Below are 13,444 nucleotides of genomic sequence, written 5' to 3' on the forward strand. Positions count from 1 at the left end.
CTTCCCACTCCTCTCTCATTTAAATGCTTTCCAAAACATTTTTTTCGCAGGAAGCTCTTGTTTCTCCGCCGGTGCGTCAGGCTCTTTTACCAGAGCCTTACGTCTTAATGACGGTACCGGCAGCGGCTTTCTTTTCATTCGGGTGTCTTTTTCTTCCCAAGCTTCCAGAATGACGTGGGCGTTCGTTCCGCCGTCGGCAAAGCAGTTGATGGCTGCTGACGGTCTGGCTGCATCCCATTCGCCGGCTGTTTTATGAAAATGAAAATCTGTCTTTGTTATATCAAAATGCGGCATCGGTTCATCTCCTGAGAGAAACGGAACCGTTTGTTTATGCTTCAGCATTAATACGACTTTAATGAAGCTTGCGATGCCTTCTGCGCAAAGCGGATGCCCGATGTTCGGCTTAATTGACCCGATGCCGAGCGGAACATGCTGGCCAGAGCGGTATACGGATTGAATCGCCTTCAGCTCAAGCAAATCAGTTACAGCGGAACCCGATCCGTTTGCTTCGATATAACTGATGTCTTCCGGCTTTTTGCCGCTTTTGAAAAGCGCGCTTTGCATGACATCTTTTTGCGCCTGCATATTAGGAGCTGACGGGCCTGCCGTTCTGCCGTCATTGTTCATGGCGGCGGCCTTAATGACCGCGTGTATCGTGTCGCCGTCTTTTTGCGCCTGGCTTACTGTTTTTAACAGCACCATGCCGACGCCTTCACCGAGGACAACTCCGCCTGAACGCTTGTCAAATACGTGAAATGCCGGCTTTTCGTTTAACAGCCCGCGCTCTTGGAACATCCGGTGCGCCGCATCCGTGTTCAGCAGGCTGACACCGCCAACTACCGCCGCTTTGATATCGCCGCTTCTCAGTGCCTGAACGGCCATGTTCATTCCTGTCAAAGCCGATGAACAAGCCGTATCAAGCACGATGCTCGGCCCGCGCAGATCAAAAAATTGCGAAACGTTTGCCGCTAAATAATTCTGCCCGCCCGCAACGATCGGGTTGCGGGTATTCGCAAGAATTTCAGGATCAGGCTGATGCTGGCTTCGGCCTCCGATATACACACCGGCCTCTATACCCTTGATTTCTTCACGGGAATAGCCGGCATGGCACCAAAGTTTCAAGCTCTCTTCCAACACCGCCAATGCCTGAGGGTCCATCGCTTTCGCGTCGTTTTCCGGAATGAAAAAGAATTCGGAATCAAAGTGATCCATATTGTCAATCAATCCCGCAACGTATTGATTTGCATATCCGAAACGTTCCGCCGGGACGGAGCCGATTGCGGACCTGCCGCTTCTCAGCAAGTCCCAATATTGTTCTAACGATTCCGCTCCCGGAAAACGGCAGCTCATTCCGACGACAGCAATGTCTTCAGTTACGGCATCACGCTTTTGGTCAGTGTGAACCGTTTGTACGGCAGCCGGAACCAACAATGCTGTATCAGGTTCCTCCCTTTCTGCAAGCAGCGGCTGCCCATTGGATACAAGCCATTCGGAAAACGCGTCAATCGTCGGATGTTCATATAAAACAGACGGATCTAAGTCCTCTTTGAGCGCTTGATTCATTTGCTGTAAAAGCTGCGCTAAAATGATCGAATCAACCCCGTAATCCTGAAACGGTTCGTCTGTTTCCAGTTCTTCCGGAGCGATTTTCAGCTCATCGGAAAACAGTTTCACAAGCCACGCCTTCGTATCAATAAGCAGTTCTCTGTCTGAATGTTTTTCAGCGGCTTTGCCGTTTATTACGGCTTCAGTCTCTTTTTGTTTTTTCTCTTGACAGAGCAGCCTGTCAGGATGCCATTCGCTCCGATCAATGATAGCCGGCAGAACGGACGGGCGGATGTTTTCAGATAAAATGCGGTCCAGCAAGTCAAGTCCTTCCGCGTTGGACAGTCCCAGCAGCCCGGTCTGCTTCAGGCTTTCTGTGCGGACTTCACCCAATCCGGTTTCCTTCCAGTTCGGCCATTGAATGCTGACTAACGGATATTGATGCTGATGAGCCGCCGCGAAATAATCCATGTACGCATTTGCCATCGCATAATCCGACTGTCCCGCCGCGAGCGCCGGAACGACTGCAGATACTGAAGAAAATAAGACAAAAAATTTCAAAGGATCATTTGTGAAAAGGCTGCTTAATGTTTGAAGCCCGGCGACTTTCGGTTCCAGCACTTCTTGTATATCGTCAGCAGTCTTTCTGATAAACGCCGGATTTACTGAATTAACCGATCCCGCACAGTGAATGACGCCGCCTATCGGTCCCATCGTGCGCCGGATCGTTTCAATTTCCGCTGCCGCCGCATCATGATCAGACAATTTCAGACTGATCACCGCCACCTGCACTCCTTTTGCTTCAAGCTCTTCAATCGCCCGTATCTTCTCTTTCAGTCTCGTATTAACGGCTGACCGTTCATCGCGGGGAGGAATCGGCTCCCTGCCTGTCAGCACTACTTTTTTCACGCCGTGTTTTTCTGTGAAATGGCGGGCGCATAAGAGACCCAGTCCCCTCGTGCCTCCGGTAATGAAAAGCACATGGTCTTCAGGAAACGGTGCGGGCTTATGTTCTGCTCGCTTCCCGCTTGGTATCTCCCTGAATAAAGCACGGTATCTCTGTCCGTTTCGGCGGCAGATTTCCGGTTCTGTGCAGTCCGCCGAAAATTCATCTGCAATCTGTTTGGCAAGCGTCTGCTGATCCGTATCTGTATCGGCATCCATGTGTCTGGACGTCACGTTTTGATACTCATTTTGAAGCATTCTGTACAGGCCGCTTTTTGCCGCTCCTGCAAGATGAATCGTTTTCTGCTGAAATGGCTCCAAGCCTTTTGTTACATATAGCAGCGTCAGCGGCCGCGCTTGCCGGCGGCTTGTATCAATCAGAGTCTGGAGCCGGCTGATCCCTTCCAGTGAAGGGTCTTCGTCTCCGCATCCCGTCAGATCGATTGCGCCATCTATGTGATTCCAATCGCTAGCTGCAGTGTCAGCCGAATCGACCGGGAGAATGAATGAGTCAGCGAAATGCTTTGCAGTCTCTTCGGCTAGCTCCGCTGTTCTTCCATCAGCCAGAATCATGACCGTCTTGCCGCTTTTCTCACCGGCCGAATCGATCTCACACGGAACCCATTGCTTTTCTAAAAGCACAGCCTCGCGCCGGTCTTCTGTTTCCTGCGGTACGGCTTTCGGCTCAGGCAGCCAGTACGGCTCCTTCGCAAATGGGTAAGCCGGCAGACTGATTCTGCGGGGTTTTTTGCCTTGATAGAGTCTGTCCCAGTCCATCTGAAGCCCTTTGGCCCATAATTCCGCTATTTTGGCGTATTTTTTCTTATCGAACCATGACCTCACAAGCTGCTTCAGGTCATCGTCCGTTTCAAATGCTTTGATTTCTTTTTTAGCCGTTTTGATATGGGCTTCATATATCCCTTCACCCGTATTTCCGTTTACAAAATCGGTTAAACGGCTGATCAGTTCTTCTCTCGAACCGGCTGTAACCGCAAGACGGTAATCCATCGCATCACGCCCGGTTTGAAGCGTGTACGCCATATCTGAAAGATTGATATTCTGATTGGCTTTTGCAAATTCGATCACAGACTCGGCATAGGTTTTTACCTGAGGCGCTTTTTTCGCCGACAGCACAAAAATGTTTGTCTCATCAGGCTTTCGGCTTCCCCGGTCTTTCGGCTGATACTCTTCGATAACGAGATGAGCGTTTGTGCCGCTGTAGCCGAACGAGCTGACACAGGCCCGCCGCGGTGCTCCGCCTGTTTCCCAAGGTTTGAGTTCGGTATTGACAAATAAAGGCGAGTCATCGAAATCAAAATGTTCATTCGGCGTGCTGAAATGAAGGGTCGGCACAAGCTGCTGATGCTTCATCGACAGCAGAACCTTCTGGACGCTTGCTACACCTGCCGCCGCCGACGTGTGCCCAATATTCGATTTAACCGAACCGATGGCGCAAAATTGTTTGCGGTCCGTTTTTTCCTTAAATACAGAAGACAGGGCTTCTAATTCAATCGGATCCCCCTGCTTTGTGCCGGTGCCGTGCATTTCCGCATAGGTGATGCTCTCAGGGTGGATGTTGTGCGCTTCATACACTTGGCGCTCTAAATCCATTTGGCTTTTCGCGCTTGGTGCGGTAATGCCGTTGGTTTTTCCGTCCTGGTTAATTCCAGATCCGATAATGACTCCGTAAATATGGTCTTGATCGGCTTCCGCATCTTTCAGCCTCTTCAAAACGAGCGCCCCCGCGCCTTCGCCAGGCACAAATCCGTTCGCACTGTTATCAAATGCTTTACATTGGCCGTCAGGAGACAGCATTCCGGCTTCACACATGCTGATGTATGATTCAGGCGTTAAATACAAGGTCACACCGCCGACAAGCGCCATGTCAATTTCATGATTCAACAGCGCCTGACGCGCCAAATGAGCCCCGACGAGAGATGAAGAGCATGCCGTATCGATCGGAATGGCCGGTCCTTTCAAATTGAGATAATAAGGCAGGCGGGCCGCCGCGATGCTGAAACTGTTGCCCGTCGCGCTTCCTCCTGTCTGATGTTTGTTTAACATCATGCCGTATTCATTGTTCATAATCCCCAAATAAACGCCGCAATTTTTCCCGTTTAATTCTTTTGAGCTGTAACCCGCATCTTCAAAGGCTTTAAAACCTTCCTGTAAAAATATCCGGTGCTGCGGGTCCATAAGTTCCGCTTCAGACGGAGATATATTAAAGAACAGCGGATCAAACTCTTCAATGCCGTCAAGCATACCGATTGATCTGCAGTATACTTTGCCCTTCTTGTTTAAGGCCGGATCATAGTATTTGTTTACATCCCAGCGGGAAAGCGGGATGTCGCGAATGGCGTTTTTCGCACGGGCTAAGTTGTCCCAATATGTCTTTAGGTCCGGCGCATCCGGGTACTTGCCCGACATGCCGACGATGGCTATCGCGTCCGCTATCTCGTCTTTAGGCTCCCGTTTGGCCTGCACCGGTTCAGGTTCCTTTTGAACCGTTAATCTCTCCGGCTCGGCAGGTGTTTTCTCCTGCGGGGCATGTTGCTGCGTAAGCGGCTTTGGACGTACGGGAACCGCCTGTTTTTTTCTTCCGCGGACAGACGGCTGCGTACGCAGAAAATCGGCAAATTGACGGATTGTCGGATAATCATACACTTTCGTTACGTTACAGTCCGTGCCGTACCGTTTATTGACGGCCTTTATCCATTCAAGACCGGTAATCGAATCCATACCCAAGTCAATAAAGGCCTCATCAATATCTACTTCATGCCGCTCCATGTACAATACATCAGCCAGTGCTTTTGATAACTCATCATGCACCGCTTCAATCGGTTGTTCCGGTTCGGCGGAAGCTGCCGTTTCTGACATCGCCTCCAGAATATCCGCTTCTGCTTGGATCACATGCTGCTTATGAGCGTTTAAAGGCTGCAGCATGATGTTTGACGGTTTTTTCACGGCTTCTGTTTTCTGCGGTTCGGTTGCTTTCTCAAGGATCGGTTCTGTCCCGAGCTCTTTTTGCAAGAAGGCCGCAAACTGGCGGATTGTCGGATAATCATATACTTTCGTCACCGTAAGGGACGTGCCGTATGCTTTATTAACAGACTTTATCCATTCAAGACCTGTAATTGAATCCATGCCGATATCAATAAATGTGTCGTCTGCGTCGATATCGTCGGCATCCATATATAAAACGTCTGCCAAACTTTCGGTCAATACGGCACTTACTTTTTCAGCGGAAACCGCCGGACGGGAAGCGGGCTGTACGGTTCTTTTCGGTTTCGCGCCGCTCAAAGACTGCAGTGTAATGTTTGACGGTTTTTCTTTGACAGTCTCCTCGTGAAGAGTTGTTACTTCAATGACCGGTTCCGGGGCGGCCGCCGGTGCGATCGGCGCAGACTGTGTTTCGGCCGGTCTTTTGACAGCTGCATCTGCTGATATGTCGATCCAATAACTGTCTTTTGCAAACGGGTAGGCCGGAAGACTGATTTTTTGCGGTCTGCCCATTTGATACAGCTTATCCCAATTCAGCGGAAGGCCCTTCACCCAAAGCTCTAATACCTTTGCGGCTTTGCCTTTTTCAAGCCACGCCTCAATGGTTTTTTCCATGTCCTCATCAGCCGCAAACAGCGCCATCGTGTCTTTATTCTGTTTGACTTGTCCGCGGTAGAGCTGGTCAATTGACTTCTTGCCGCCCGTAAATTCGTCAAGCTTCTCTTCAAGCTCGCGTAAATTGCTGACGATCATTCCGAGACGCTCTTCCATCGGTTCACGGCCGATTTGAAGCGTATATGCGATCCGGCTCAGATCTGCTTCCCGGTAACGCCCGCTCCGCAGTGCATCAAGAAGACGTTTCGCCTGTTTTTGAAGCCGTTGCTCATTTTTCGCAGAAAGGACGATCATCGACGGATGAGGCGCAGCATAAGCCGTCTCCTTATCCTCATCAGCGGAATATTCTTCGATGACAATATGAGCGTTGACGCCGCCGGCTCCGAATGAGGAAAGCCCCGCGGTTCTCGGCAATTCTTTATTTACTCCGTTTTCATTTATGACCGGTCTTTTCCACTCTTCAAGCGTCTGCTGCACTTTGAACGGCGTACTCGGAAAATCAATATTCGGGTTAAGCGTCCGGGAATGCAATGACGGTGCGAGCTGCTTATGCTTCATTTGCAGGAGCACCTTCGTCAGCCCGGCGATGCCCGCCGCGCTTTCACAGTGGCCGATATTGGATTTCGCTGAGCCGATGGCACAAAACTGTTTATCTTGTGTTTGTTCTGAAAAGGCTTTTGTCAGACCCGTGATTTCAATCGGATCGCCGAGTGAAGTCCCGGTGCCGTGGGCTTCGATGTAGCTGACCGCCCTCGGATCGGTTCCCGCGTCTTTTAACGCCTGTTTGATCACCGCGGCTTGGGCGTTCGGATTCGGTACGGAATACCCGTTTGTTTTTCCATCATGGTTCACGGCCGTTCCTTTGATCAGGCCGTAAATATGATCACCGTCCGCTTTCGCTTTAGAAAGCGGCTTAAGGAGTACGGCGCCCACTCCTTCACCGGGCACATAACCGTCTCCGCCTTCTCCGAAACTTTCACATCTGCCTTTGCTTGATAAAAATCTGTTCTGGCCGAGCATCAAATATTTATTCGGATGAACGGATACATTGACACCACCGGCAAATGCTGCCTCGCATTCCCCGTTCCGCAAGCTTTGGCATGCCAGATGAATGGCTGTTAAAGAAGAAGAGCACATCGTATCCAGAGCCATGCTCGGGCCGTTAAAACCGAATACATAGGAAGCCCTGTTCGCAATTGATGACGGATTTCCGGTCAGCGCAAGCGATTTTCCGCGCGCCTGTTCTTCGGCTCCGTAAAGCTGATATTCCTCGTACATGACGCCGACGTAAACACCGACATTGGCGCCAAGCAAATCACCCGATTTTTCCGTGAGCTTTTTGCGCGTGTAACCGGCATCTTCCATCGTTTCGTAGACACATTGCAGGAATAACCGCTCCTGCGGGTCCATCAATTTTGCATCCCGGGGCGAAATAGAGAAGAATTGCGGATCAAATTTGTCCACGTCTTTCAAAAATCCTCCCCATTTTCCGTACGTCTTGCCTTCTTTATCTTTATCAGCGTCGTAATAAAGACTGTGATCCCAGCGATCGTTTGGAATTTCGGTTATGCAGTCAGTGCCTTCACTCAAATTCTTCCAAAATTCCTGAAGATTTTCGGCCTGCGGATATCGTCCTGATATACCGATAATTGCGATATCTTCACGCTCTGTCAGCTGCTGATTTTTCCGCGTGTCTGGACGGACTTGCGCAAAGCCTTTTTTGCCTTCATTCCGTTTGAAAACGGGCTTTACTTTCGCTTTCTCAGACAGCGCAGGTTTGGCTGCAGGGGTTTCTTCTGTTTTCATCCCGGTCACTTCCAGCAGCGTGTCCCGGTGTGCTTTCATAAAATACTGCGCCAGCGATTCGATATTCTGGTACTCGAAAAACAATGTTTTTGATAATGAGCCGAAGCTCTTTTCCAGCCGGCCCGTCAAATGCATAATCATAATCGAATCAATTCCGTAATCTTCCATAGGCGCCTTGGCATCAATTTTGCCGACAGGAAGTTTGGTCACTTCCGAAAGCACTTGTTTCAAGAAATGCTCCGTTTTTTCTGCAAGCATGTTCTCTCCGCCTGCTGTACGACCTGCCGTTTCTTCCGTTTCGCTGCCCTTATCCGGCTGATCATCCGCTGATTTTTTCAGAAACGCCCGGATTTTTGCGGCGTAGCCTTCCGTCACCATGACTTGGGATGTGTTTGCCGCCCACCCGCGGTATAAAGCCTGAATGCCGTTTTCTGTTTGCATAGGGACCATGCCGCTTTCTTTTGTCAGCATGGCTTCCGTTTCAGCATCAACCGTCATGCCGCCGTCTTTCCAAAGCGGCCAGCAGATTGAAAGGGTATGTCCATAGCGTTCATTTCGGGCTTTTTTACGGTTTCTTTTTTCACTGAAGGCGTTCATAAACGCATTGGCCATCGCATAATCAGCCTGGCCCGCGCTTCCGGCGCTTCCGGCTCCGGAAGAGAAAAGAATCAGAAAATCAAGCTCAATGTCCTTTGCCGCTTCATCAAGATGAACCAGCCCGGAGACTTTCGGCGCCAGTACATCACGGATTTCATCTTTGTGCTTTTTCAGAATATAGTTGTCTTTTATCGTTCCGGCGCTGTGAATGATACCGTTTAAGCCGCCGTACTGCCGACAGATGTCAGCTATGAGCGATTGAACTTCTTGTTTTTCCGTTATGTCTGTTTGTTTGTACACAGCTTGCGCGCCGAGATCGGACAGTTCTTGAAGCTGGGCTTTTTTACGGTTATCCAACAGAGAACGCCCCGTTAAAATAAGAACGGCGTCTTTTGCATGCCGGGCGATTTCTTTGGCGAATAAAAATCCGAGTCCGCCCGCACCGCCTGTGATCAGATAAACACCTTTATCCTTCCACGGCTTTTCGGCGCCGAACTGTTCAAGCCCTGTTTCCTGCCATTGTGCCGTATAGCGCCTGCCGTTTTCATAGCGAATATGCTTGTCATCAGGATGAGCGCTGCATTCTTTTACATATCGGGACAGCGTGTCTGCCTTGACGTCCGGCTCCGTTTCAATCAGCTGGCCTGTCAGGTTCGGGTTTTCAAGCGCCGCTGTTTTCAAAAGCCCTGTTAAGCCGCAAAGGAGCTGCGTATCCGCTTCTTGAGGCACGACAATCTGAATGAGCTCGCGCCCGCCGGAATTTGAAGCGAGGATTTTCTTCACTTCTTCGAACGCCTGAAGCGCACAAGCTTCAAACCGTTCGTCTTCACTCTTATGCTGATCACGGAGCACATGACAGCTGAAGTCTCTCTGTATGCTGTTCATTTGATCCGTAAACCGGTCAGATATCATCACGTGACGGGCTTTGAAATGGATCGGCGCTTTTTCATGTACAGCGGCCTTCTCTTCCCATACGTGTTCAAAATATAGTGTATCTGTTTTATCCGTTTCAATTTCCCGTGCGGAATAACCAGTCATTTTCACACATACATTGCCTTGTTCGTCACATACATCAATATCCAGCTTCTGCACGGCATCTTCAGGCTTGCTTTCGCCGCTGTACGCAATGGAAACCCACATATTGCTTTTACAGCTTTTCAACACATCAATCTGTTCGAGAGCAAACGGCAGCATCGGCCGTATGTCAGTCCCGTCTCTGTCAAGCATTAACCCGATTGTCGCGTGGAAGGCCGCATCCAAAAGGCTCGGATGGAGGACAAACTGATCTTTTGTATGAGAAATAGATGACGGGAGTGAGAGCTTCGCGAGCACTTTGCTGTCTTTTGCATAGATTTCCGTGACCGCTTTGTGAGCATCCCCGTATTCAATCCCCATTTGTTTGTATGCCTGATAGCAAGCGTCAGGTGTGATCAGACGGCGTGACTCTCTTAATTTGTCAATCTCGATTTTGGCCGGTTCGCCCGCTCGGACAAACGCTGCGCTTCCTTGCGCATAGAGTACGGGCTCTTCTTCCGAGGAAGCCGATTCACTGTAAACCGTAAATCCCATCTCTCCATTTTCTTCGTCATAAAGGCGGAGATACAGTTCTGCGGACTCATCTGCCGCTGTAAACGGACGTATCCATACAACATGTTTCAGACGGACTGTTCCTTCTTCCTTCGTTTCTGCCGCGTGTTCAACGGCCGCCCGGACCATTTCCAGATAAGCCGCGCCCGGTAACGTCCGCTCGTTTTTGACGACGTGATCTTTCAGGAAAAATTCTCCGCCGCTAAACGAGGACCGAAAACGGACGCCTGACATGTTTGATACATTTTCATGCAGGAGCGGATGCAGCATGCCTGCATTTTTTTGCGGCAGCGATTCTCTTTTCTCCGCCTTCGGCACCCAATACCGGATTTTTTCAAACGGATACGTCGGCAGGCTGATCCGATTCGGTTTGTTTTCACCGTACAAGAGATTCCAATCCATCGTTCCTCCGCCGGCCCACTTTTCGGCAATCATCCCCAGACTCCCGGAAGAAAGCCATTTATGTATCAAGTCCGGAGCAAGCTCTGCCTGTTTGCTTTTATCAGCTCGGTTCCGCCAGCACCCGCTGACCGTTTTACCCGCCAGAAAGCCTTCCAGCCGCTCTTTGAGCTGTGTCATATTCTGAGCGGTGAACGCAACCCGCTCCTCCATCTGTTCACGGCCGATCTGAAGTGTATACGCCGCATCCTCAAGCGGCAGGCCGGGATGAATAAATGCAGACAGCTTCGCAACATACTCTTTTAGCCGTTCTTCATTCCGGGCTGAAACCGGGAAAATGAATGTCTGTTCTTCTGCCGGTTCAGCATTTGTTCCGTGTGATTCTTCAGGGATAAATTCCTCCAGAATGAGATGCACGTTTGAACCTGTCGCCCCGAAAGAGCTGATGCCCGCACGCCGGGGATATACGGTTTCGGTTCCGTTTTCCGTCACTGATGGCTGCTGCCATGCTTCGGTATGATGCTGGACGTAAAACGGTGATTGTTCAAAATCTAAATACGGATTCAGCTCCTCCGAATGAAGAGACGGCACCAAAGTTTTATGGTGAAGCTGCAGGGCAACCTTGCTTAAGCCGCTGATGCCCGCAGCCGATTCCGCATGGCCGATATTGGACTTCACTGATCCGATCGAACAGAACTGTTTGTCCTGTGTGTACTGGCGGAACGCCTTGACAAGGCCTTGAACCTCGATCGGATCGCCGAGAGAAGTTCCCGTCCCGTGCGCCTCAATATAACTGACCGTGCGCGGATCGATGCCCGCTTTGTCCAGGCATTCTTCAATCAAATCAGCCTGCGCGACAGGACTCGGCACGGAAATTCCGCTCACTGTCCCCACGTGATTGACGGCACTGCCCTTTATCACCGCATAAATCCGGTCGCCGTCTTTTACCGCCTCTCGCAGCGGTTTTAATAAAACGGCACCGATTCCTTCAGCCGGTACATAGCCGTCTCCGTCTTTCCCGAATGTATGACAAACCCCGTCTGTTGAAAACATGTCCCATAAACCGTATGTCAGATATTTATTCGGATGCAGCGACAAATTGACGCCTCCGGCAACCGCCGATTCACATTCCCCGCGCCGAATGCTTTCCGCAGCAAGGTGAACCGCAGTCAGCGAAGATGAACAGACCGTATCGACCGCCATGCTCGGCCCGTGAAAATTGCAAAAATATGAAACTCTGTTTGCGATTTGCGCATAATTAAGAGAAAGCGGGAATACATGATCTTCAGAAGAAGCTTCAGCCCCGACCAACGTATAATCCTTATGCATCACCCCTGCGAAGACGCCGACGCGCTGTCTCTTATTCCGTCCGCGCGATTCTGCGAGCGACTTCGGCGTATATCCGGCATCCTCAATCGTTTCCCAGCATGTTTGTAAAAACAGCCGTTCCTGAGGGTCCATTGTTTCAGCTTCCCGCGGCGTAATCCGGAAAAATTGGGGATCAAAGCAATCCGGATCATCAATAAATCCGCCCCATTTTGAAATGCTCTTTCCGGAAGGCGACTTTACATTTTCAAACCGGCGCCAGTCCCAGCGAGACTCCGGAATTTCGGTGACACAGTTTTTTCCTTCTTTCAGGTTTTCCCAGAATTCATGAATATTTTCGGCCTGCGGGTAGCGGCCGGCCATGCCGATAATCGCGATATCTTCATCTTGCGGAACACTGCTTTTCCGTCTTCTCTCTGTTTGCGGCTCAACCGGCTTCTCCATTTTTGCCGGAGACGCGCTGAAATGGCTCCCGTACTGCTCAGTCAGGAAAGCTGCCAGCTCTGCTGCCGTCGTATATTCAAACAGCAAAGTCGGAGAAAGGGTTTCGCCGATTTTTTCGCTGATCGTTTCGACGACGTCAAGCAGTCCGGACGATGTCAGCCCCATTTCATAGTAGCCGACTTGAGAATCAATCTGTTCAAGCGGCTTGCCGATTTTTTCCGCCATCAGATTCATGACATACCGTTCCGCTTCCTCATGCGGGTGTCCGCCTTCAAGCGATGCCGCAACTTCCGGTAAACCGGCTTTTTCAGGAGATTTCTCAGCAGTCTTTCGTTCTGTATTGATCAGCTCGGCATCCCGCACGAGCTTGCTTGTGAAATCTTTCAGCTCGGCTACTTTTCGGCCGGATGCGTTAAAAAACTCCAGTGTAATGTAAATGAGCTCCTTTTCCTGCCGAAGCGACGAACGTTTGATTCTCGTGATGCAGCCGGCCTGCAAAGGTTCGGAAGCTGTAAAAGATTCGTAGAAAAGAGGCAGAAACAGCCTCTTTTCCCCATTTAACAGCGATGAGATCAATAGGTTTGCGCCGACGCCGCTTCCGTCAAGGAGAGTCGGATGGAACAAAAGCCCCCCGGCCTGTCCCATCGCGTCTTTTCCGAGCGATACATCAAAGATGACGCCGTCCCGCTCCTCAAACACTTCTCCTTCTGCTTTCATATATCCGCTGTGAACCAATTCCTGGCTTCTGCATTGTGCATACAGCTCATTTAAATCGATGGTGCGTTCCGCCTCGCGTTTGACAGAGTCAAGATCAAGCGTGTCACTGAAAATTGCGGGTGCCGTCTCGTGCATTTCCGCTTTGACGTAAATACGTTCTTCCGGCTGTACTCGTCCGCCGCTGACCTCAGCCCCTTTTGCGGTAAGTTTCCAGCGCCCTTCTTTTACCTTTGTACATTCGACCGTAAGCTTGACGGCGCTGTCTTCTTTCGCAATAAGCGGCTGATATATGGATAAATGGCGCAGCTGAAGCCCGTCGTATGAATAGCCGCGCTCTTTGAAAATCTGATAAAACATATCAATATAAGCCAATCCCGGAAGGACTTTTTGTCCGTAAACGTCATGATGTAAAATAAACGGATTTTTCAGCGATAAAGTGATTTGCTTATTGAAGTTCTTCACG

1 protein-coding gene is annotated in these 13,444 nt (G+C 50.3%); it reads right to left on the reverse strand.

Annotated elements, in window-relative coordinates; all coding sequences use genetic code 11:
• Window positions 1–15 precede the first annotated feature (15 nt).
• The gene (locus D5S11_RS04385) at window positions 16–13,443 is read right to left on the reverse strand and encodes a type I polyketide synthase (RefSeq protein WP_108724965.1); all 13,428 of its coding nucleotides are present in this window, start codon (window positions 13,441–13,443) and stop codon (window positions 16–18) included.
• Window position 13,444 lies beyond the last annotated feature (1 nt).

Origin of the sequence: Bacillus sp. L75 (genome assembly GCF_003676355.1) — a bacterium.
In the GTDB taxonomy this organism is placed as follows: domain Bacteria; phylum Bacillota; class Bacilli; order Bacillales; family Bacillaceae; genus Bacillus; species Bacillus velezensis.